Source organism: Streptomyces sp. NPDC005181 (assembly GCF_040608395.1).
Lineage (GTDB): Bacteria > Actinomycetota > Actinomycetes > Streptomycetales > Streptomycetaceae > Streptomyces.
The window spans coordinates 1-20,889 of sequence record NZ_JBEXID010000067.1 but is presented as its reverse complement, the minus strand read 5'-3'; the positions used below and the strand labels follow the sequence as shown (position 1 = coordinate 20,889).

Annotated in this window: 22 protein-coding genes and 2 pseudogenes; 11 read left to right on the top strand and 13 right to left on the bottom strand. The window is 70.4% G+C overall.

All coding sequences use genetic code 11. The annotated features are described in order from the left end of the window. Positions 1–11: 11 nt before the first annotated feature. From ABZV38_RS30095 to ABZV38_RS30085, 3 genes are all read right to left on the bottom strand, one after another. Positions 12–998 (bottom strand): xanthine dehydrogenase family protein subunit M, encoded by a 987-nt coding sequence (locus tag ABZV38_RS30095; protein WP_356331596.1) that lies wholly within the window; start codon positions 996–998, stop codon positions 12–14. Beyond that, entirely contained in the window at positions 995–1,561 is a 567-nt protein-coding gene (locus ABZV38_RS30090) for a 2Fe-2S iron-sulfur cluster-binding protein (RefSeq protein ID WP_356331595.1), read from the bottom strand. Before ABZV38_RS30090 ends, ABZV38_RS30095 begins: the two co-directional genes overlap by 4 nt. A 99-nt stretch (positions 1,562–1,660) precedes the next feature. Then, positions 1,661–2,047, bottom strand: coding sequence for a hypothetical protein (locus ABZV38_RS30085; RefSeq protein ID WP_356331594.1), 387 nt, complete (start codon positions 2,045–2,047; stop codon positions 1,661–1,663). A 174-nt stretch (positions 2,048–2,221) separates the two neighbouring features. Here ABZV38_RS30085 and ABZV38_RS30080 point away from each other — a divergent pair, with 174 nt between their 5' ends. Next, positions 2,222–2,554, top strand: a complete 333-nt coding sequence (locus tag ABZV38_RS30080) for a DUF6479 family protein (RefSeq protein ID WP_356331593.1) — start codon at positions 2,222–2,224, stop codon at positions 2,552–2,554. A 117-nt stretch (positions 2,555–2,671) separates the two neighbouring features. Beyond that, positions 2,672–3,496, top strand: coding sequence for a VOC family protein (locus ABZV38_RS30075; RefSeq protein WP_356331592.1), 825 nt, complete (start codon positions 2,672–2,674; stop codon positions 3,494–3,496). 83 nt (positions 3,497–3,579) lie between these two features. On the opposite strand, the gene ABZV38_RS30070 is transcribed toward ABZV38_RS30075, so the two are convergent. Continuing rightward, positions 3,580–4,107 (bottom strand): DUF6328 family protein, encoded by a 528-nt coding sequence (locus tag ABZV38_RS30070; protein WP_356331591.1) that lies wholly within the window; start codon positions 4,105–4,107, stop codon positions 3,580–3,582. A gap of 219 nt (positions 4,108–4,326) precedes the next feature. Here ABZV38_RS30070 and ABZV38_RS30065 point away from each other — a divergent pair, with 219 nt between their 5' ends. Then, positions 4,327–4,716: a VOC family protein gene (locus ABZV38_RS30065; protein WP_356331590.1), complete on the top strand. Its 390-nt coding sequence runs from the start codon at positions 4,327–4,329 to the stop codon at positions 4,714–4,716. Positions 4,717–4,788: 72 nt separating this feature from the next. Here ABZV38_RS30065 and ABZV38_RS30060 read toward each other — a convergent pair whose 3' ends face one another. The 5 genes from ABZV38_RS30060 to ABZV38_RS30040 all read right to left on the bottom strand — a co-directional run bounded on the left by ABZV38_RS30060 (position 4,789) and on the right by ABZV38_RS30040 (position 7,739). Beyond that, positions 4,789–5,280, bottom strand: coding sequence for a GNAT family N-acetyltransferase (locus ABZV38_RS30060; RefSeq protein WP_356331589.1), 492 nt, complete (start codon positions 5,278–5,280; stop codon positions 4,789–4,791). A 63-nt stretch (positions 5,281–5,343) separates the two neighbouring features. Beyond that, the gene (locus ABZV38_RS30055) at positions 5,344–5,748 is read right to left on the bottom strand and encodes a DUF1992 domain-containing protein (protein ID WP_356331588.1); all 405 of its coding nucleotides are present in this window, start codon (positions 5,746–5,748) and stop codon (positions 5,344–5,346) included. 264 nt (positions 5,749–6,012) lie between these two features. Then, positions 6,013–6,837, bottom strand: coding sequence for a tyrosine-protein phosphatase (locus tag ABZV38_RS30050; RefSeq protein WP_356331587.1), 825 nt, complete (start codon positions 6,835–6,837; stop codon positions 6,013–6,015). A 70-nt stretch (positions 6,838–6,907) separates the two neighbouring features. Then, positions 6,908–7,225, bottom strand: coding sequence for an SHOCT domain-containing protein (locus ABZV38_RS30045; protein ID WP_356331586.1), 318 nt, complete (start codon positions 7,223–7,225; stop codon positions 6,908–6,910). 85 nt (positions 7,226–7,310) lie between these two features. Further along, complete coding sequence (locus ABZV38_RS30040) at positions 7,311–7,739, bottom strand: DUF6325 family protein (protein WP_356331585.1); 429 nt, start codon at positions 7,737–7,739, stop codon at positions 7,311–7,313. Between the two features lie 263 nt (positions 7,740–8,002). On the opposite strand from ABZV38_RS30040, the gene mutA reads away from it, so the two are divergent. The 6 genes from mutA to ABZV38_RS30010 all read left to right on the top strand — a co-directional run bounded on the left by mutA (position 8,003) and on the right by ABZV38_RS30010 (position 16,631). Further along, on the top strand, positions 8,003–9,865 hold the full coding sequence (gene mutA / locus ABZV38_RS30035; protein ID WP_356331584.1) for a methylmalonyl-CoA mutase small subunit: 1,863 nt from the start codon (positions 8,003–8,005) through the stop codon (positions 9,863–9,865). Continuing rightward, the gene (gene scpA, locus ABZV38_RS30030; protein WP_356331583.1) at positions 9,865–12,066 is read left to right on the top strand and encodes a methylmalonyl-CoA mutase; all 2,202 of its coding nucleotides are present in this window, start codon (positions 9,865–9,867) and stop codon (positions 12,064–12,066) included. The genes mutA and scpA overlap by 1 nt, the downstream gene beginning before the upstream one ends. A gap of 12 nt (positions 12,067–12,078) precedes the next feature. Next, positions 12,079–13,065 carry a methylmalonyl Co-A mutase-associated GTPase MeaB gene (gene meaB / locus ABZV38_RS30025; protein ID WP_356331581.1) on the top strand — a complete coding sequence of 329 codons (987 nt, stop codon included), beginning with the start codon at positions 12,079–12,081 and terminating at the stop codon, positions 13,063–13,065. Positions 13,066–13,387: 322 nt separating this feature from the next. Beyond that, positions 13,388–14,527, top strand: a complete 1,140-nt coding sequence (gene rho, locus ABZV38_RS30020; protein ID WP_356331580.1) for a transcription termination factor Rho — start codon at positions 13,388–13,390, stop codon at positions 14,525–14,527. Positions 14,528–14,599: 72 nt separating this feature from the next. Next, the gene (locus ABZV38_RS30015) at positions 14,600–15,598 is read left to right on the top strand and encodes an aldo/keto reductase family protein (RefSeq protein ID WP_356331579.1); all 999 of its coding nucleotides are present in this window, start codon (positions 14,600–14,602) and stop codon (positions 15,596–15,598) included. Between the two features lie 160 nt (positions 15,599–15,758). Continuing rightward, a complete protein-coding gene (locus ABZV38_RS30010; RefSeq protein ID WP_356331578.1) occupies positions 15,759–16,631 on the top strand; it encodes a sigma-70 family RNA polymerase sigma factor in 873 nt (290 codons plus the stop codon). Positions 16,632–16,685: 54 nt separating this feature from the next. Here ABZV38_RS30010 and ABZV38_RS30005 read toward each other — a convergent pair whose 3' ends face one another. Continuing rightward, complete coding sequence (locus tag ABZV38_RS30005; protein WP_356331577.1) at positions 16,686–18,047, bottom strand: FAD-dependent oxidoreductase; 1,362 nt, start codon at positions 18,045–18,047, stop codon at positions 16,686–16,688. A gap of 184 nt (positions 18,048–18,231) precedes the next feature. After that, a pseudogene (locus ABZV38_RS30000) lies at positions 18,232–18,399 on the bottom strand (MFS transporter); the annotation flags it as partial. Between the two features lie 152 nt (positions 18,400–18,551). Here ABZV38_RS30000 and ABZV38_RS29995 point away from each other — a divergent pair. Further along, a complete protein-coding gene (locus ABZV38_RS29995; protein WP_356331576.1) occupies positions 18,552–19,145 on the top strand; it encodes an XRE family transcriptional regulator in 594 nt (197 codons plus the stop codon). Between the two features lie 92 nt (positions 19,146–19,237). Then, entirely contained in the window at positions 19,238–20,116 is an 879-nt protein-coding gene (locus ABZV38_RS29990; RefSeq protein WP_356331575.1) for an L-histidine N(alpha)-methyltransferase, read from the top strand. Between the two features lie 133 nt (positions 20,117–20,249). Here the strand turns inward: ABZV38_RS29990 and ABZV38_RS29985 are convergent, their stop codons facing one another. Both ABZV38_RS29985 and ABZV38_RS29980 read right to left on the bottom strand, forming a co-directional pair. After that, positions 20,250–20,591, bottom strand: a complete 342-nt coding sequence (locus tag ABZV38_RS29985) for a hypothetical protein (RefSeq protein ID WP_356331574.1) — start codon at positions 20,589–20,591, stop codon at positions 20,250–20,252. A 37-nt stretch (positions 20,592–20,628) separates the two neighbouring features. Then, a pseudogene (locus tag ABZV38_RS29980) lies at positions 20,629–20,889 on the bottom strand (cytochrome ubiquinol oxidase subunit I); the annotation flags it as partial.

Below are 20,889 nucleotides of genomic sequence, written 5' to 3'. Positions count from 1 at the left end.
GAGTCCTCATCTCAGGCGGGGGCTGTGAGTGCGGCCAGTGCGTCGACGGCCAGGCTGCGGGCGAGCGCCACCTTGAACGCGTTGTCGCGCAGCGGCCGGGCGGCCGCGAGTTCGGCGTCCACGGCCCGGGTGAGGGTGTCGTCGGTGGCGGGGGCGCCCCGCAGGATCTCTTCCGCGGCACGGGCGCGCCAGGGGCGGTGGGCGAGCCCGCCGAAGGCCAGCGCGGCGTGCTCGATCCGGCCGTCGCGGACGGTGACGACCGCGGCGACGGAGGTGAGGGCGAAGGCGTACGAGGCACGGTCGCGGGCCTTGCGGTAGAGGGAGACGGCGCCGTCGGGACCCGGCGGCAGCAGCACCTCGGTGATCAGCTCGCCCGGCCGGATCACGGTGTCGCGCTCGGGTGCGTCCCCCGGCAGCCGGTGGAAGTCGGTGACGGGTACGGAGCGTTCGCCGTCCGGTCCGTACAGCTGGACCGTGGCGTCCAGGGCGGCCAGGGCGACGGCCATGTCCGAGGGATGGGTGGCGACGCAGTCCTCGGAGTGGCCGAGGACGGCGAGCTCCCGGTGGGCGCCCTCGCGGGCGGGGCAGCCGGTGCCCGGGGCCCGTTTGTTGCATGGCTTCGAGGTGTCCTGGAAGTACGGGCAGCGGGTGCGCTGCAGCAGGTTTCCGCCGGTCGTGGCGGTGTTCCGGAGCTGCCCGGAGGCCCCGGAGAGCAGTGCCTGGGACAGGGCGGGGTAGCGGGTGCGCACGGCGTGATGGGCAGCGAGGTCGCTGTTGCGCACGGTCGCGCCGATGCGCAGGCCGCCGTCGGCGGTGTCCGCCACCTGGTCCAGGGGGAGCCCGCTGATGTCGATGAGCAGGTCGGGGGTGGCCGCACCCAGTTTCATCAGGTCGACCAGATTGGTGCCTCCGCCGAGGAACACGGCCCCGGGGCGCCCGGCGCTCGCGCGGACCGCCTCGGCGGTACTGCGGGCGCGCAGATATTCGAACGGCTTCACGGCGCCACGTCCAGGATCGCTTCGACGATACGGGGGTACGCACCGCAGCGGCACAGATTGCCGCTCATCCGCTCGCGGATCTCGGGGGCGGTCAGCCGGGCCGGGGCGGAGCCGCGTTGACCGGCTTCGGTGGCGTGGGACGGAAAGCCGTCGGCCGCTTCGCCGAGCATGCCGACCGCCGAGCAGATCTGACCGGGGGTGCAGTATCCGCACTGCAGGGCGTCCCGAGCCAGGAAGGCTTCCTGCACGGGATGGAGACCCTCCCCGTCGGCGAGGCCCTCGACGGTGGTGATGGCGGCCCCGTCATGTGCGACGGCGAGGAGCAGACAGCTGTTGGCGCGTCGGCCGTCGACGATGACGGTGCACGCCCCGCACTGGCCGTGGTCGCAGCCCTTTTTCGCGCCGGTGAGGCCGAGGTGCTCGCGCAGCGCGTCCAGAACGGTGGTTCGGTGGTCGAGCGACAGGGTCCGTTCGGTTCCGTTGATGTGCAGCGTCAGCGTCGAACGGTGAGGAGCCGCCTCCGGACTTCCGGCGCCGTCCTCCCGCCGGCTCGCGTGATCCACTCGTTCGCACCTCTCAGAGCCGTGGCTTTTGGCTGCTTTGTACCAGATGCTCAGAGGCCTTCCGGTGCATTGCGCCGACTCCGGGCACGGGGCCGCGCCTCACCGGCTCTCCAGCCGCAGTCGCACCTCCTCCTCCTGGTCCCCGGAGACCGTCCCGACGACCCGCACCGTGAAGGCGTCCGCCAGGTGCTTCCGGAGCTCGTCGACCGCCCAGTAGCCACCCTGCACATCGACCGTCACGGGTTCGCCGAGCGTGACGGGACCCGAAACCACCCTCGCTTCGGACACATCGACGGTCACGGTCCATACGGTGGGCCGCTTCCCCGCCAGGTCCCGCGGGACGTCGGCCGAGGCCCGGTCGGTGGTGAAGGCGGCACGCAGCACGTCGAAGACCATCCGTGCGTCGTCCTTCGAACATCCGGTGATGGCAACCGCTACCTCCCGGCCGTCCCGGTTCTCCTCCGTCTGCGCCTGTGTTCTGTTCACCGGGGGCTCCTTCCGCTCGCAGTGCTGACCCTTCTCCAGGCTCACCCCGCAGCTGGGTGTCGGCGACACGAAGCGGTCGGTGAGCCGTGAAACGCTTTTCTCTTTATATCCACTTAAAACATGAATTGAAGGTCATAACCGAGTGACGGCCTCACCTCGGGGTATCCGGCATGCATGGACGTATCGAACGGAGCCCTCAATGCCCTGGCTGTCACGCTCGCGGACGGGCGGGGTGCGCTCGGCGTGGTGATGGCGATCGTCGGCGTGGCCCTCGTGGGCGTGCTGATCGGCGCTGTCTGGCTGGGACGGCGGCGCCGGGCCCAGGAACTGCCGCCGCCCCGGCCGGACGAGCAGCCGCCGCGGCCGGACCACCGGACGCACGTCGAGGAGCGCAACGTCCACGGCGACGACAGCTTCCCGGCCGACGGTCGGGGGCTCTCCCCCTACGAACTCGGTGACCACGGGAACGAGCCCATCCGGCGCGACACCGACGAGACGCGCGACTGAGCAGGTGGACTGTCCGCACAGGCGCGTGTTGCGCGACCGACCGACCGAAGTGAGGCTGGTAGGGGCCCGACGGCCACGGTATGCATGTGCCGCAGAACCGATGAAGGCAGCAGCACCATGACGGGAAGCAAACCCAGGACAGCGCCCCCCACGGCCCCGCTGACCGGACCGTCGGCGCCCTGCTGGGTCAATCTCATGACCCGGGACCTGAAGTCGGCCCAGGAGTTCTACACCGCCACTCTCGGCTGGACGTTCCGGCCGGGCAGGCTGGGGCAGGAATTCGCCGTCGCACGCCGCGACGACGTACCCGTGGCCGGTATCGCGGCGATGGCGACAGCCTTCCGGGTCGCCGTGGCATGGACTCCGTACTTCGCCGTGCAGAACGCCGACGTGGCTGCCTCGCGCATCCGTGAGCGCAGCGGAACGGTGGCGGTGGGGCCACTGGCGCTCGGCAAGGGACGCGGCGCCCTGGCGGCGGACCGCGACGGCGCGGTGTTCGGCATCTGGGAGCGCACCGAGGCGGCGACATCGCCGCCGGCACCGGACGACCGCTCGAACGCCTGGCTCCAACTGCGGACCAGAGACGCTTTCGACGCCGCGATCTTCTACGGCGAGGTCCTCGACTGGGCGACCGGATGCCCCGGGTGCTGTGAGGTGTCGTACGAGAAGGACGAGGTCGTGGTGGACTGCGACGGCAAGCGGCTGGCGCGGATCAGTTCCGGTGCGGTCGAGGCTGCACCGGATCCGCTGGTCCGTCCGCACTGGCAGGTCCACTTCCCGGTGGCCGATGTGGCGGCAGCGATCTCGGCGGCGCGGGAGCACGGGGGCTCGGTCGTCGAGCAACGGACACAGGGGCAGGGCACGGAGGCGACCCTGCTGGACCCGGACGGCGGGCTGTTCACCGTCACAGACATCCGGAACCCGGCCGCCGAGGGCATCTGAGCCGGACGGGGCGCAGTCATCCGAGCCGGCCCGTCGCAGACATCTGTTCGGCCGTCCGCCACACCCCGCGTGCGAATCCGCGGTCACTTCTCGTCTTCCGGTGTCGAGCGGGCCAGCACCCAGGCCGGGAACACGAACCAGCAGACGAGAAACCACAGCGCCATGGCGCCGACCAGCCAGAGAGCGAGCGCGTTGTGCAGGGCCACGCGCAGGATGAGCAGCAGCGCGGAGCACATCGTGCAGAACAGCAGGACGAGGCCGAGCACAGTCAGTCGCGACGCCCACGCGACGGTCTGCGGCTTGAGCCGGTGTCCGGTGAGCAGCCGGTGGATGGACACGGGCCCGATCAGCGCGGCGGCCGTGACCGACCCCAGCATCACGGTGACCACATAGATGGTGCGGTCCGTGTCCGACAGATCGACGAACCGCGGCTGGAAGACGACGGCAAGCAGAAAGCCGAACAGGATCTGGACGCCGGTCTGGGCGACGCGCAGTTCCTGGAGCAGGTCCGTCCACAGCCGGTCCGCCCGCTCCTCGGCCGTCTCGTGGCGGCCGGTGTCGGGCTCCCGGCAGCCTTCCGCGTCGCGGTCCTCGCCGGGTTTCGGGGTCACCGTGAGCCTCCGTCCGCGGTAGGTGTGGGGCCCGTTGCGTCGTCTTCTCCCCCACCGTAGAGATCTCATGTCGGGACGGCAGCACGAAGGCCCCGTCGGCAATGCCCTCCACGGACCACGCCGGTCGCGCCTACGATCTTGGATACGGCATCGCGCGTCGGTCACCGGCCGGGTGAGGCGTGGAGGTGCCCGTGAGATGCCTGTTGGAGGCATTCCACAGTGTCAGTCGAGTTGAACCACACCATCATTCACGCCCGGAACAACCGGGAATCCGCCGAATTCCTGGCGCATATCCTGGGTCTGGAAATCGGTGCGGAATGGGGGCCCTTCGTAGCGGTCGCCACCGCCAATGGGGTCACGCTGGATTTCGCGACCATTCCCGCCGAATCGATCGTCATGCAGCATTACGCCTTCCTGGTCTCGGAGGCGGAGTTCGATACGGCGTACGCCCGCATCAAGGAGCTCGGGATCACCTACTGGGCCGATCCGCATCAGAAGCATCCGGGCGAGATCAACCATCATGACGGCGGCCGGGGTATCTACTTCCTCGATCCCGCCGGACATGCCATGGAGATCATCACGCGCCCGTACGGCGGCTTCGCCTCGTAACGGTTCCCGGCGTACCAGGCGTTCGGCCGGGATCCGGGCCACCGGGTCCCGGCCGGGCCATGCTGCGGTCCGTCAGGCGACCGGAAGCATCAGTTCGGGCCGGTCCCACATCACTGCGGGCGGGTGAGCCGCGGCTGTACCGGTCCGCAGGGCTCCCACACTGCGATAGAAACCCTCGGCCGGCGGATGCGAGACGATGCGGACGCCGGCGAGCCCGGCCAGCCGCGCCTCGCCGCGCAGATGCGCGATCAGCAGTCGCCCGATGCCGAGACCCTGCGCATCGTCGGCGACGAACATCAGATCCAGTTCGGCCGGCTCGAGAACCAGCGAGTAGAAGCCGAGCAGCCGGTCGGTTCCGCTGTCGACGGCCGCGAAGACCCGATGGGTCTCGATGTAGTCGGGCCCCACCCGGTATCCGGCGACCATGGGCGCGTACGGGCCCTCGTAGGCGCGGGAGTTCCTGACCAGCCGGGTGAGACGCTTCGCGTCGCGCGCGGTCGCCCGTCGGATCAGCACGTCCCGGCGACCCGTCCCGTCAACCGGTCGCGTAATACTCGGTGTCATAAAGGGAGTATTACGCATCAGAAGGCCGGGCACGCGCCCGGCCTCCCCTGTCCGCTGCCCGGCCTACGACGAACCGCGCTCCGCACGCCACTCCTCGACCGTGGCGTCGATGTCGAACGGCCGCAGGTTCAGCAACGGTCCCGGCGGCGGCCGACGGATCGCCGCCTCGATCTTCTCGTTGACAGCGGTGAGCATCCGGCGCACCGCGGCCTCCGAGCGGGCTTCGGACACGGCCGCACGGATGTCCTCCGCCTCCTTGCGCAGGGCCAGTGCCGGCGGGAGCATCGACACCCCCTCGCGCTGCATCTTTGCCTTGATCCACCAGGCTTCGTCGTACGGACGGTCAATGCCGGGCAGCGGCTTGCCGAAGCCCGGCAGCTGGGAGAAGTCGCCGCGCTGCTCGGATTCACGGATCTGCTTGTCGACCCACGATTCGAAGCTGACACCAGCGGGTTTGCGCTCGGTCAACGTGCACCCCTCTCGGAGAACCCTTGATCCAGTGCTCCCACGATACCGAGGGTGGTCCCCGCGCCGGACCCCCAGGAACCCGGGCCCGCGCCCGGCCGCCTCAGTGCGCGTGTCCGCCGGGCGTCCCTGTCTGCGACCCCGCCGACGGCTCCACCTCAACAGTCTGCAGGCCACGACAGGGAGTCAGGCACTTCCAATGGAGCACAATATACCCCCAAGGGGTATGTTCACAAGGCCCCTCTGCCGATGAACCGCTTCAGCCGCTCAGTGGCTGCCGATGGCCGGTTCCGGCTGGGCGGACACCACGAGCTGGCTCCGAAGCCGCTCCACCACCGGCTCGGGGATCCGCAGACCGTCACGCACATACCCGTCGAGCCCGCCCCACCGCTCATCCATCGCGTCGAGCGCGATCGAGAGGTAGCGGGGGCGGACCTCGATGATCGCGGCCGCGATCTCGGGATCGCCGCCCGCGTCGAGGAAGCCCTGCACATACGGCCGGAAGGCGACCCGCACCACCGGATTCACGGCGAGGAACTCCGCCTGTACGACGTCCCGCGACGCCCCGACCATGAGCAGGAGCAGCGCGGTGGCCCACCCGGTGCGGTCCTTGCCTGCCGTGCAGTGGAAGAGCACCGGCCGCGCGCGGTCGTCCGCGGCCGTCTCGACGAAGGCGCGGTACGCGGCCGAGGCGCCCGGCGACAGCACCAACTTCCGGTAGGTCTGCGCGAACAGTTCCTCGGCCTTTCCGCCCCCGAGCATCTCCTCCGCGGCCACCGGATCGGTGAGCAGTGCGCGCAGCCGGGCGGGCGCCACGCCCGGGTTGTCACCGAGGACATCGGCGACGAACAGCCGTGCGCCGGGCGGCAGCCGGTCGGGGGCCGCCGTGCGCTCGTCGGCGGTGCGCAGGTCGACGACCGTACGGATGCCGAGGGCGGTCACCGCCTCGTCGCGCGCCGCGTCGAGTCCGCTGAGCTGTCCGGAGCGCAGTACCGCGCCGGACCGGACGCAACGGTCGCGGCCCAGCGAGATGCCGCCCAGGTCGCGCAGATTGATGACGGTGACAGCCGGAACGGGCCTGGCAGTTTGCACGATGGATTCCCCTTATTCCGGGCACGGCTTGCTGCGGACACGGCTGATGAATGGATTCGGCCCGGCCGGATCAGTCGGCCAGAATCTTCGCCTTCTGCGCCTCGAACTCGGCGTCGGTCAGAATTCCTTGCTTCTTCAGCTCGGACAGCCGTTCCAGCCGGTCGATGATGTCGTCCGCCGGGGGCGCGGGAGGCGCCGCCTGGGCAGGGGGTGTCTGCTGCTGCAGGGCCTGCTGCTGTGCGGCGGCCTCTTCCTGTGCGGCCGCCTCCTGAGCTCCCCACCTCTGCTGCTGGCGCTGCTGGACCCGTCCACTGACCGCCGATGCCGTTCCGGCAACGACGGCCGTGCGCGCCACGGTGCCCAGCAGTCCCGGTCCTCTGCGGTTCATGCCCGGTCCTCGGAAAATCGGCATGATGTGCGCCCCTTCCAGTGCGGTGCGTGCGGTGCGACGGGGTACTGCGGGCCGGACAGGGTCAGCCGGTGGGTCCGCTGGCGGCCACGGCCGCCTCCGCGATCTCGGCGGGGATCCGCTCGTGCGCCACCACGTGACCGCCCGCAGCCCGGACAGCCGCGGTGAGCGGCACCGCCCACAGGTCCTCCCACACGATCAGCGCGGCGGAGCTTCCCGGTGGCACGCTCTCCCCGAGAGTCCGGATGTCCTCGCTGTTCAACAGGCCGCTGACCACCCCCTCGACCGGCTCGAACGGCACCAGGTCATCGGGGTCGAGGTCTTCCAGCTCGACGGATTCGAGCGTGCCGTCCTCGGCGCGGTACACGAACGTCAGATCGAGGATCCGCACCGCCTTCGAGGCGACCGCTTCGGCCAGCGCCGGCGCGATGGCCCCGGTGAAATGGCTCCCGGGAAAGGCGACGACGAGGTACTCCACAGGTCCCACAGTCACGGGCGTGTCCTCTCCTGCCGGATGGATTGCCTGCAGCATAACTTCGGATATTTAGTGACGCACTGTGGCAATTCGCCCGACATAGTGAGCTGAGCGGCCGCTCGGGCCACAAGGCTGCGAGGCCGACCTCGCGGGAGGAGCCACCAAGCCCCTGACCCCCGCCGACTACGCCACCGTCCGTAAAGGATCAAGTGCATGCGGAGAGGGCAAGGTCACAGGCGATTCCCCTGCTGCTCATCTGAGCCTTCGCCTAGCATCTGGGCATGACGGTCCTGCCTGCTGACGGGCTTTCGTTGGCCGCCGAATTCCCTGACCGAGCCCATGAGCAGTGGCAGAGCCTTGTCGAAGGCGTGCTGCGCAAGTCGGGCAAGGATGTTGCGGGTTCGGCAGCCGAGGAAGCGCTGTCCACCACAGTGGAGGACGGGCTCATCACCCGGCCTCTGTACACCTCGCGCGATGACGCGCCCGATGCCGGCTTTCCGGGCTTCACCCCCTTCACCCGCGGCAGCAAGGCCGCGGGGAACGCGGCGGGCGGCTGGGACGTACGGCAGCGTCACAGCCTGACGGATCCCGCCCGGCTGAACGAGGCCGTGCTCGCGGATCTGGAGAACGGTGTCACCTCGTTGTGGCTGACCGTCGGCGGTGCGGCGGGCGTACCGGTATCCGGTCTGGCCCGGGCGCTTGACGGTGTCTATCTCGATCTGGCCCCGGTCGTGCTCGACGCGGGCAGTGAACTCGAAGCCGCCGCCACGGAGTTGCTGCGGCTGTACGAGGAGCGGGGCGTGGCCGCGGGGTCGGCGCGCGGCTCTCTCGGCGCGGACCCGCTGGGCCGGGCGGCGCGCAGCGGCGGCGGCGCACCGGAGCTGACGGCCGCCGTGCACTGGGCCGAACGGTGCGCGAAGGAGTATCCCGGGCTGCGGGCGTTGACCGTGGACGCGCTGCCGTACCACGAGGCCGGTGGCTCGGCGGCCCAGGAGCTGGGCAGTTCGCTGGCGACCGGCGTGGCCTATCTGCGGGCGCTGACCCGGGCGGGGCTCTGCGTCGAGGCGGCCTGCGCCCAGTTGGAGTTCCGGTACGCGGCCACCACCGACCAGTTCCTGACCATCGCCAAGCTGCGGGCCGCGCGCCGGCTGTGGGCGCGGGTCGCCGAGGTGTGCGGGGCCCCGGGCGCCGGTGCGCAGCGCCAGCATGCGGTGACGTCGTCGGTGATGATGACGCGGCGCGATCCGTGGGTGAACATGCTGCGGACGACGCTGGCGTGTCTGGGTGCGGGAGTCGGCGGGGCCGACTCCGTCACCGTGCTGCCGTTCGATCACGCACTGGGGCTGCCGGACGCGTTCGCCCGCCGCATCGCGCGTAACACGTCGACGATCCTCATGGAGGAGTCGCATCTGGCCCGGGTGATCGACCCGGCGGGCGGCTCCTGGTACGTGGAGCGGCTGACCACCGAACTCGCCGACGCAGCCTGGGCGTTCTTCCAGGAGATCGAGCGGGCGGGCGGTCAGGCCGCGGCGCTCGGCTCCGGCCTGATCGGTGAGCGGCTGGCGGCGACCTGGGCGGCGCGCAGCAAGGATCTGGCGCGGCGCAAGGAGCCGGTCACCGGCGTCAGTGAGTTCCCGCACCTTGCGGAGCGTCCGGTGGAGCGCGAGGCGGCTCCCGGCGCCGGTGGCGCGTCGGACGGTCTGCCCACGGTCCGTCGTGACGAGGCGTTCGAGGCGCTGCGTGCCCGGTCGGACGCCCATCTGGCGGCGAACGGCCGGCGGCCCCGGGTGTTCCTTGCGGCACTCGGCCCCGCGTCGGCACACACCGCACGGGCCACGTTCGCCTCGAACCTGTTCCAGGCGGGCGGGATCGAGCCCGTGCACGACCCGGTGTCGGCGGACGCGTCGACGGCCGCCGAGGCCTTCGCGGCCAGTGGGGCCACGGTGGCGTGCCTGTGTTCCGGTGACGCGCTCTACGCCGAGCAGGCGGGGACCGTGGCCTCGGCACTGCGCGCGGCCGGTGCGCAGCGGGTGTTCCTCGCGGGCCGGCCCGCCGAGCATCCCGAAGTCGACGAGTACGTCTTCGCGGGCTGCGACGTGGTGGCCGTGCTCTCCTCCGTTCTCGACCGTATGGGTGTGGCGTAATGCGGATCCCCGACTTCTCCGACATCGAACTCGGGCCGGGCACCGGCGCCGAGGGGTCCGAGGACCAATGGCGCACAGCCGTGAAGGAGTCCTCCGGTGGCTCCGACAGCGATCTGCTGTGGGAAACGCCGGAGGGCATCGCGGTCAAGCCGCTGTACACCGGACGTGACCTGGAGGAGCTCGACTTCCTCGGTACATATCCGGGCATGGCCCCGTATCTGCGTGGCCCCTATCCGACGATGTACGTCAACCAGCCCTGGACGATCCGGCAGTACGCGGGGTTCTCCACGGCCGAGGAGTCCAACGCCTTCTACCGCCGCAACCTCGCGGCCGGACAGAAGGGCCTCTCCGTCGCCTTCGACCTGCCGACCCACCGCGGCTACGACAGCGACCACCCACGGGTGACCGGCGATGTCGGCATGGCGGGTGTGGCGATCGATTCGATCTACGACATGCGCCAGCTGTTCGACGGAATCCCGCTGGACCGCATGACGGTGTCGATGACGATGAACGGCGCGGTGCTTCCCGTACTCGCCCTGTACATCGTGGCCGCCGAGGAGCAGGGCGTACCGCCCGAGAAGCTGGCCGGGACCATCCAGAACGACATCCTCAAGGAGTTCATGGTCCGCAACACCTACATCTATCCGCCGAAGCCCTCGATGCGGATCATCTCCGACATCTTCGCGTACACCTCGCAGAAGATGCCGCGCTACAACTCGATCTCCATCTCCGGCTATCACATCCAGGAGGCGGGTGCGACGGCCGATCTGGAGCTGGCGTACACCCTCGCCGACGGGGTGGAGTATCTGCGGGCCGGCCGGGACGCGGGTCTCGACGTGGACGCGTTCGCACCGCGGCTGTCCTTCTTCTGGGCGATCGGCATGAACTTCTTCATGGAGATCGCGAAGATGCGGGCGGCCCGCCTGCTGTGGGCGAAGCTGGTCAAGGAGTTCGAGCCGAAGAACGCCAAGTCCCTGTCGCTGCGCACCCATTCGCAGACGTCTGGCTGGTCGCTGACCGCGCAGGACGTGTTCAACAACGTCACCCGGACCTGTGTGGAGGCGATGGCCGCCACCCAGGGACACACCCAGTCGCTGCACACCAACGCGCTCGACGAGGCCCTCGCACTGCCGACGGACTTCTCGGCACGGATCGCCCGGAACACCCAGCTGCTGCTCCAGCAGGAGTCGGGTACCGGCCGGGTCATCGACCCGTGGGGCGGCAGCGCGTACGTGGAGAAGCTGACGTACGACCTGGCGCGGCGGGCCTGGCAGCACATCGAGGAGGTCGAGGCCGCGGGCGGGATGGCGCAGGCCATCGACGCGGGCATCCCGAAGCTCCGGGTGGAGGAGGCCGCGGCCCGTACCCAGGCGCGGATCGACTCCGGACGGCAGCCGGTTATCGGGGTCAACAAGTACCGGGTGGAGACGGATGAGCAGATCGATGTGCTCAAGGTCGACAACTCGTCGGTGCGAACCCAGCAGATCGAGAAGCTGCGGCGGCTGCGCACGGAGCGCGACGAGGCCGCCTGCCAGTCCGCGCTACGGGCGCTGACGGCATCGGCGGAGCGTGGTCCCGGCCCGGGTCTCGAAGGCAATCTGCTGGCGCTCGCGGTCGACGCGGCGCGGGCGATGGCCACGGTCGGCGAGATCTCGGACGCCCTGGAGAAGGTGTACGGGAGGCATGCGAGTCAGATCCGTACGATCTCCGGTGTGTACCGCAACGAGGCAGGGGAGTCACCTTCCGTGGACCGTACCCGGACGCTGGTCGGCCGCTTCGAGGAGGCGGAAGGACGCCGTCCGCGCATCCTGGTCGCCAAGATGGGCCAGGACGGCCACGACCGCGGCCAGAAAGTGATCTCGACGGCCTTCGCCGACCTGGGCTTCGACGTCGATGTCGGCCCGCTGTTCCAGACGCCGGCCGAGGTGGCGCGGCAGGCGGTCGAGGCGGATGTGCACATCGTGGGCGTCTCCTCGCTGGCTGCCGGGCACCTGACCCTCGTACCGGCGCTCCGTGAGGAGCTGGCCGCCGAGGGCCGTGACGACATCATGATCGTGGTCGGCGGGGTGATCCCGCCGCAGGACATCGAGGCACTGCACGAGGCGGGTGCGGCGGCCGTGTTCCCGCCGGGCACGGTGATCCCCGATGCCGCTTTCGATCTGGTGACGCGGCTCGGTGCCGCGCTCGGCCATGAGCTGTGAGCCGCTGACCCGATGGCTCCGACGATCGATATCGACAGCTATGTGAAGGGGGTGCTCGACGGGAAGAGGGCGCACATCGCGCGCGCCATCACTCTCGTCGAGTCCACCCGCCCCGATCACCGGGCGCTGGCCCAGCAGTTGCTGCGCGAGCTGCTGCCGCACTCCGGCCACGCGCGGCGCATCGGCATCAGCGGGGTGCCGGGGGTCGGGAAGTCCACGTTCATCGATGCACTGGGCACGATGCTCACCGGGCTCGGGCACCGGGTCGCGGTGCTGGCCGTCGATCCGTCCTCCAGCCGGACCGGCGGCTCCATCCTGGGCGACAAGACCAGGATGGAGCGGCTGGCGGTCGATCCTGCGGCGTTCGTCCGCCCCTCCCCCACCGCCGGAACGCTGGGCGGGGTGGCCAAGGCGACCCGGGAGTCCATCGTGGTGATGGAGGCGGCGGGTTACGACGTGGTGCTGGTGGAGACAGTCGGCGTGGGCCAGTCGGAGACGGCCGTGGCCCAGATGGTCGACACGTTTCTGCTGCTCACGCTGGCCCGTACCGGCGATCAGCTGCAGGGCATCAAGAAGGGTGTCCTGGAGCTGGCGGACGCGATCGCGGTGAACAAGGCCGACGGTCCGCACGAGCGTGACGCGCGCGCGGCAGCCCGCGAACTGGCGGGCGCCCTGCGACTGATGCACCCGGCCGACGCGGCCTGGACTCCCCCGGTGCTGACATGCAGTGCCCGTGAGTCGACCGGTCTCGACACCCTGTGGGAACGGCTGGAGCAGCACCGCGCGGTGCTGGACTCGACCGCGCGGCTGGCCGCGAAGCGGCGTGACCAGCAGGTCGACTGGACCTGGACGATGGTGCACGACGAGCTGCTGGACAGTCTGCGCAGCCATCCGCAGGTGCGTGCGCTCACTCCGGAGCTCGAACAGCGCGTACGCGACGGTGAGTTGACGGCGACGCTCGCCGCCGAACAGATCCTCGCCGCCTTCCGGGGCGACTGAGCGGATCGGGCAGGGTAAGCAGGGAGAGGGCGGTGGCTGCGCGGCAGCCACCGCCCTTCCTCTATTCCCAGCACGTACCGCGACCGGCAGTGGTACAGTGCGACTGGCACGTGTGTACGCCCCGATTCGGGGCGCCCGTGCCGTATCTCCTTCCTGTCGTTGCTCCGCCCGTCCTTTCCTGACCGGTGACGCAGCTTCCCGCACCACCTTCCTTCAGTCCGCTGCACGGACTTTCCCGCCCGTCGTCCGGGGCGTGATCCCACCGCCCCCTCGCATCCGCCGGGCCCCTTCGTTCGCCATGTCCGCGAAAGGACCACCCCGCATGACCACCACCCTCGAACACCCGCTTGACCAGCAACACCTCCCCACGAACGCCGCCGGAGTCCTCGACCTGACGCACCAAGGGCACGGCGCCCTGCGCACCGACGGCGGCCACCCCTCCCCCTCCGACATCCAGGTGCCTGCGGCCCTCATCCGCCGGCACGGCCTGCGGAGGGGCGATCTCATCGAAGGCCTCTGCGACCGGCCGCGCGCCCTGACCGCGGTCGAACGGATCAACGGCCGTCCCCCGCAAGCGCTGCGCGGCCGGCCGCACTTCGCCGATCTCACCCCGCTCCACCCCCGGCAACGTCTGCGGCTGGAGACACCCGGCGGCAGCCCGGCGACGCGCATCGTCGATCTCGTCGCCCCCGTCGGCAAGGGTCAGCGCGGGCTGATCGTCGCCCCGCCCAGGACCGGCAAGACAGTGCTGCTGCAGCAGATCGCCGCCGCCGTCACAGCCAACCATCCCGAGTGCCGTCTCATGGTGGTGCTGCTCGACGAACGCCCCGAGGAGGTCACGGACATGCGCCGTTCCGTACAGGGCGACGTGCTCGCCTCCACGTTCGACCGGCCCGCGAAGGAACACATCGCGCTCGCCGAACTCGCGGTGGAACGCGCCAAGCGGCTCGTCGAACAGGGCCAGGACGTCGTGATCCTGCTCGACTCGCTCACCCGGCTGTGCCGGGCCCACAACAACGCGGCGAGCACCGGCGGCCGCACCCTCAGCGGTGGCGTCGACGCCACCGCCCTGCTCGGCCCCAAGCAGCTCTTCGGCGCCGCACGTCTCACCGAGGAGGGCGGCTCGCTGACCATCCTCGCCACGGCGCTGGCGGATACCGGGTCCCGGGCCGACGACTACTTCTTCGAAGAGCTCAAGAGCACCGGGAACATGGAACTCCGGCTGGACCGCGCGCTGGCGGACAAGCGGATCCATCCGGCCGTGAACATTGCGCAGTCCGGCACCCGACGCGAGGAACTGCTGCTCCCCGCCGCCGAACTGGCCGCCGTGCGAGGGCTGCGGCGCGCACTGCACACCAGGGACGCGCAGGCGATGCTGGAAGTGCTGTTGGACAAGATCCGGCAGACCCCCGACAACGCGGCCTTCCTCCGCCGGATCCACGGCACTGTGCCCGACGCCTGAGCCTTCCCCGCAGACCCGGTGGCGCAGGCATAGCATGACGTGTTCACGTACCAGCACAGGGAGAGCAGGCACATGGAATTCCGCCGACTCGGCCGCAGCGGTCTGACGATCAGTGAGATCGCTTACGGAAACTGGATCACGCATGGCTCCCAGGTGGAGGAGGACGCGGCCGCCGCCTGCATCCGGGCCGCCCTGGACGCCGGAATCACCACCTTCGACACCGCGGACGTCTACGCCGAGACCCGCGCCGAGGCCGTCCTCGGCCGGGCGTTGAAGGACCAGCGCCGCGAGAGCATCGAGGTGTTCACGAAGGTCTACTTCCCGACCGGCCCCGGGCACAACGACCGTGGTCTCGGCCGCAAACACATCCTCGAATCGATCGACAACTCGCTGCGCCGGCTGCAGACCGACTATGTGGACCTGTACCAGGCACACCGCTACGACCACACCACGCCGCTGGAAGAGACCATGGAGGCCTTCGCCGACGTGGTCCGCTCCGGAAAGGCCCTCTACATCGGCGTCTCGGAGTGGACGGCGGACCAGCTGCGCGCCGGACACGGCCTGGCCCGCGAGCTGAACGTTCCGCTCATCTCCAACCAGCCTCAGTACTCGGCGCTGTGGCGGGTCATCGAGGGTGAAGTGGTGCCCGCGTCCGAGGAGCTCGGCATCGGCCAGATCGTCTGGTCGCCGATCGCGCAGGGCGTGCTGACAGGCAAGTACAAGCCGGGGGCGCAGCTGCCGGCCGGTTCGCGGGCGACGGACGACAAGGGCGGGGCGGCGTTCGTCGCCGGCTGGCTCCGCGACGACGTCCTGGAGCGGGTCCAGCAGCTGCGGCCGCTGGCGGACCAGGCCGGTCTGAGCCTTGCTCAGCTGGCCCTCGCCTGGGTGCTGCAGAACCACAACGTCTCCGCCGCGATCATCGGTGCCTCCCGGCCGGAGCAGGTCACGGAGAACGTGAAGGCGGCAGGCGTGACGTTCGACGCGGATCTGCTGAAGGCCATCGATGACGTACTGGACCCGGTGGTGGAGCGCGACCCGGCCCTGACCGCGGGCCACGAGGGCAACGACTGAGCCGACCGGTCAACGGTCCAGGAGGCCGGTGCCCGCTGTCCGGCGGTCACCGGACTCTCGCACGGGGCGGAGCGGCGGCGTGTCGGCGCCCGGACCGTGTCACGAACAGCTGGTCCCATGGGTCACTCGTACGACACGGAGTGACGGAGGAAAGTGACCGATGGACGAGCAGGAACTGCTGGCGGCCCGCTTCGAGGAGCACCGGCCCCGGCTGCGGGCGGTGGCCTGCCGGATGCTCGGTTCGGCCGCCGAGGCCGATGACGCCGTCCAGGACACCTGGCTGCGGCTCGCCCGTACCGACGTCGGCGATGTGGCGAACCTCGGCGGATGGCTGACGACGGTCGTCGCCCGGGTCTCCCTCACTATGCTGAGAAACCGCGAGACCCACCGTGCGGACTCCTGGGAGACACATCTGCCGGGGCGTGCCGTGGGCGACGACGACGGCACCGGGTCCGAGGAGCAGGCGGAGCTCATCGATTCGGTCGGCCTGGCGCTGCTCGTGGTGCTGGACACGCTCTCGCCGGCGGAACGTCTGGCGTTCGTGCTGCACGACATGTTCGTCGTGCCGTTCGACGAGATCGCCCCCATCGTGGAGCTCACACCGGCCGCGACCCGGCAGCTCGCCGGCCGCGCGCGCCGGCGGGTTCGGGGCACGGTCCCGCACTCCGGGACCGACCTGGTGCGTCGGTGCGCAATCGTCGACGCGTTTCTGGCCGCATCGCGCGGCGGCGACTTCGAGGCGCTGATGGCCCTGCTCGCCCCCGACGTGGTACTCCGCGTCGACGCTGCGGCGGCCCTGTCGGGCGCGGCCGGGGCCGTGGGAGCCGCTGCGGTCGCCGGCACGTTCTCGGGGCGCGCCTCGACAGCACAGCCCGCCCTGGTCGACGGGGTTCCCGGCGCCGTCTGGGCCCCGGGCGGAAAGCCGCGGGTGGCCATCGACTTCAGGATCGAGGGCGGGCGGATCGCCTCGATCGACCTCGTCGCCGACGCGGTCGACCTGCGCGCGATGGATCTGCAGATCCGCCAGGTGTGAGAGACCGACGGGCCCTCGACGCTCCCCCCTGGGGGAAGCGGCGAGGCCTACGGATCAGCCTCGGGCGGTCATCGAGGCGGTGTGCTGGCGGACCTGCTCCGGGGTGAGGTAGGCGTCCGTGTACTCGAAGGCACGCAGTGTGGCCGGCTTCCGGGCCTGGAATCCGGTGCGGACGAAATCGTCACCGGCGATGGCGTTGAGCATCCAGTTCGTCATGACCCGCGCCTTGGCCACGTTGGTCCGCAGCGCCGACCAGTGGTAGCCGCGGGCCACTGCCTGCGCGGCGATCCCGTGCATCTCGAAGCCGAGCGGCTTCGAGACCGCGTCCTTGCCGCCCAGGTCCACGACGAGCCCGAGGTCCCTGTGGACGTACGGCTTCAGCGGCTGGTGGCGGAGTGTGGCCATCAGATTGTCGGCGAGCCTCCGGCCCTGGAGCATGGCGTGCTGCGCTGTGGGGGGACAGACCGCGCCGTGGCCCTTGACCAGGTCAGGTACGGCGGCGGCGTCGCCGAGCGCGAACACACCGTCGAAGCCCGGCAGGGTCATCTCCGGGGTCACCGCCAGGCGCCCGCGTACGGTCTCCGCCCCGAACGTGGCGACCAGCGGACTCGCGGTGACACCGGCCGTCCAGATCAGCGTGCGGCAGGGCAGCACCCGGCCGTCGGTGAGCGTCACCTTGTCCGGCCCCGCCTCGGCGACCGACACGCCGAGCGACACGTCGATCCCGCGTTCGCGCAGGACCTCCAGGGCGCTGACCCCGAGCTTGTCCCCCAGTTCGGGCATCAGCTTCGGGGCGATGTCGATCAGATGCCACTTGATGAGCTTCGGGTCGAGCCGGGGGTAGTGCCGGACGGCGCTCGTGGTGAGCCGCTGCAGACAGGCCGCGGTCTCGGTGCCGGCATATCCGCCGCCGACCACCACGAACTGCAGCCGGGAGGCCCGCTCCTCCTCGTCGTGGCTGGCGTCCGCCAGGTCCAGCTGCGCGATCACATGGTCACGTACGTAGGCGGCCTCGGCCAGGGTCTTCATCCCGCGGGCGTTGTCGAGCAGGCCGGGGATGTCGAAGGTGCGCGTGACACTGCCGGGGGCCAGGACGATGTAGTCGTACGGTTCGTCGACGATCTCGTCGGTGATCTTGCGGATGACACAGATCTTCGCCTTCGCGTCCACGCCGATCGCCCCGCCGGGGATGATCCGGGTGCGGTGCCGCCGACTGCGCCGCAGCGACACCGCGACCGACTGCGGGGTGAGCACACCCGCCGCCACCTGCGGCAGGAGCGGCAGGTAGAGCTGGTACGAGAACGGGGCGACGAGCGCGATGTCCGCCTCACCCGGGTGGAGTGCGCGCTCCAGACGGCGTACGCACTCGACCCCGCCGAATCCGGCGCCGACGACGAGAATCCTGGGTCGTGCCACGGTGTCCGTCCCTTCTCGGGTCTGCGCGGGCACCCGTTCTCCTGCCCGGTCACACGCGCCCATCACCCACCATCCTCACGAACCGGGTCCCAGTTCGCCTCCCGAGGACGCGTGACGGCATTGAGTTGTCTATTGAGTTGTCTGTGGAGCGCGGGGTCATGCGGGCCGGGTGTGGCTCGCTTGCTCAGCGCCACATGGCGTGCTGCCAGCCGTCGACGAACGACTCCTGGGCGGCACGGATCAGCGCCTGCGCATGGGGGCCGGCCTGGTTCGCGGCGTCGAGGGCGTTGGCGACGCCTTCGCGCGCGGTGTCGGCGGGACCCTGGAGAACGCCGGCGAGTTGGGAGTCGATAGGGGTGGGCCCCGTCCTTCGCTTACGCGGTCGGTGTGCAGCGGGCTGCGGGCGGGCCCGGTGAGTGCGCGGGCGGTCAGGCGTGGGTGATGTCGCGCTGTGCGGCGGCGAGGACCAACCGCGCCTTGCCGCGAGGGCATACAATTTTGCCTATGACGCAAGACGATGGTGAGCTGGACAGCCTGGTACGCAAACGCATCCGCGCCCTGCGCGTGGCCCAGGGCTGGTCCCTGGAGGAGCTGGCCGCCCGCGCCCAGGTCAGCCAGTCCACACTCAGCCGCATCGAGACCGGACAGCGCCGCCTGGCCCTGGACCAGCTCGTCACCCTCGCCCGCGCCCTGGACACCTCCCTCGACCAACTGGTCGAGACCGCCACGGACGACGTCGTCTCCCACCCGATGATCGACGGAACGCACGGGCTGATGCGCTGGCCCATCAAGGCAGAACCCGGCATGACCGTCGTACGCCAGCGCATGACCAACCCGCCGCCCGACAATCCCTCGCGCATGCGCGCCCACCCGGGCCGCGAATGGCTCGTCGTCCTCTCCGGCACCGCGATCCTGCTCCTGGGCAACCGGCGCATCCGGATCGAGACCAACCAGGCAGCGGAGTTCCCCACGATGCTCCCGCACGCCATCGGCACCGAGGGCGGACCGTGCGAGATCCTGGGCATCTTCGACCGCGACGCCCGCCGCGGCCACCAGCGCGGCGAGGACGTCGGGAAAGCGAACCGCCCGTCACCGTGACCGTTTGCGTGTTCCGCAATCCAGCCGGCCATCGCCTTGCGCATTCCGGAACCCGCCAGGCCACACGAGGATGGCCCGCTTAGCGTGGGCGCATGAACCACCCCTCCCCGCACACAGCGCAGCACGGCGCGCACCATGTTCACCGGCACGAGCCCGAGCACGACGCAGGCGACCAGGCGGAGATCCTCGACCTGGACGCGGAAGTGCTCGCCGAACACATCGCGTCCATCACCGCCTGGCTGCCCATCGAGGCCAGCCCCCGCCGCATCGTGGATCTGGGCTGCGGGACCGGAGCCGGCACCCTCGCTCTGCTCGAGCGCTTTCCCGAGGCAGAGCTGACGGCCGTCGACGTCTCAGCCGCCCACCTGCACCGCCTGCAGGAGAAGGCAGCCGCAGCCGGAGCGGCCGACCGCGTGCGCATCGTGCAAGCCGACCTCGACGCGACGGCGTGGCCCGAACTCGGCACGCCGGAGCTGGTCTGGGCATCGGCCTCCATGCACCACATCGCCGACCCCGACCACACCCTGCGCCAGGTCCACGACCTGCTGGCACCGGGCGGGCTGTTCGCCGTCGTCGAGCTGGCCGGCTTCCCCCGGTTCCTGCCCGAAGGCGCACCGGAAGACGCTCCCGGTCTCGAGGAACGCTGCCATGCCGCACTCGATCACCACCACGCCGAGCAGGTCCCCCACCGCGGCGCCGACTGGGGACCCAAGCTGACAAAAGCCGGCTTCACCGTCGAAGGCGAACACACCATCACCGTCAACATCGGCCCACCCCACACAGACGCAGCAGGCCGCTACGCACTCAGCAGTCTGCGCCGCATGCGTGGCAGCGTCGCATCCGCCCTGACGGCCGAGGACCTGACCGCTTTCGACCAGCTGCTCGACACCAACAGCCCTCACAGCATCCTGCGTCGCATCGACCTGAGTGTGCGCACCGAGCGCACGGTGTGGGCCGCACGCCGCACCTGACCCTCGCCGTCCCGGATACCTCACCGACCCGCCCGGCTGCCCGGGGAGCGGCCTGATCCGAGCGCTCCAGCCGGCCGGTCGGGCCACCTGGAACGCTCCGTCACAGGACGGCAGAACGGACGACGGCTCGGTGTCAGCGGGTCAGCAGGGTGAGCGCCGTGCACGTGCCGCTGACCGCGCCGGCAGTGACGACGGCGGCCGCGACGCAGCGCGCCTTGAGCCTGCAGTAGCGGTCGTTGTACTCGCCGCGCAGTTCGGTGGAGCGGGCGGCAATCCGGGCCAGCATCGCCCGGGATGCGGCGACACGGTCTGCGGTGTAGACGCGGGCCACGTCCTCACGCTGGGCGGTGGTGAGCCAGGGCAGCTCGTCGGCGAAGCGGAGGGCCGACCTGCGCGCCTCCTCGACCTCGGCGCTCCACAGCAGATAGCCCTCCATCTGCACCAGCCCGCGGGCGCTCTCCTTGTCGTGGTCCACTCGTTGCTCCTTCCTCCGTGCCGCCGGGCCGCCGCGCTCACGCCTGCTGGTCCCTGGGGGTCGCGGTCGTGGTGCCGGGACGGTGGGCGCCCTCGTCGAGAACCCGTACCGCAGGATGGTGCAGGTCGAACGCCGGGGATTCGGAACGGATCCGCGGCAGCGTGAGGAAGTTGTGCCGCGGCGGCGGGCAGGAGGTCGCCCATTCCAGCGAACGGCCGTACCCCCAGGGGTCGTCGACCTCGATCTTCTTGCCGTACTTGGCGGTCTTCCACACGTTGTAGAAGAACGGCAGCATCGA

Bases quoted from the DNA above. Each gene is read 5' to 3' on its own strand.
- ABZV38_RS30045 (WP_356331586.1), bottom strand. From the start codon at position 7,225: ATGAACCGCAGAGGACCGGGACTGCTGGGCACCGTGGCGCGCACGGCC.
- ABZV38_RS30015 (WP_356331579.1), top strand. From the start codon at position 14,600: ATGGAATTCCGCCGACTCGGCCGCAGCGGTCTGACGATCAGTGAGATC.
- ABZV38_RS29995 (WP_356331576.1), top strand. From the start codon at position 18,552: ATGACGCAAGACGATGGTGAGCTGGACAGCCTGGTACGCAAACGCATC.
- meaB (WP_356331581.1), top strand. From the start codon at position 12,079: ATGGCTCCGACGATCGATATCGACAGCTATGTGAAGGGGGTGCTCGAC.
- ABZV38_RS30060 (WP_356331589.1), bottom strand. From the start codon at position 5,280: ATGACACCGAGTATTACGCGACCGGTTGACGGGACGGGTCGCCGGGAC.
- mutA (WP_356331584.1), top strand. From the start codon at position 8,003: ATGACGGTCCTGCCTGCTGACGGGCTTTCGTTGGCCGCCGAATTCCCT.
- ABZV38_RS30010 (WP_356331578.1), top strand. From the start codon at position 15,759: ATGGACGAGCAGGAACTGCTGGCGGCCCGCTTCGAGGAGCACCGGCCC.
- ABZV38_RS30080 (WP_356331593.1), top strand. From the start codon at position 2,222: ATGGACGTATCGAACGGAGCCCTCAATGCCCTGGCTGTCACGCTCGCG.
- ABZV38_RS29990 (WP_356331575.1), top strand. From the start codon at position 19,238: ATGAACCACCCCTCCCCGCACACAGCGCAGCACGGCGCGCACCATGTT.
- scpA (WP_356331583.1), top strand. From the start codon at position 9,865: ATGCGGATCCCCGACTTCTCCGACATCGAACTCGGGCCGGGCACCGGC.
- rho (WP_356331580.1), top strand. From the start codon at position 13,388: ATGACCACCACCCTCGAACACCCGCTTGACCAGCAACACCTCCCCACG.
- ABZV38_RS30075 (WP_356331592.1), top strand. From the start codon at position 2,672: ATGACGGGAAGCAAACCCAGGACAGCGCCCCCCACGGCCCCGCTGACC.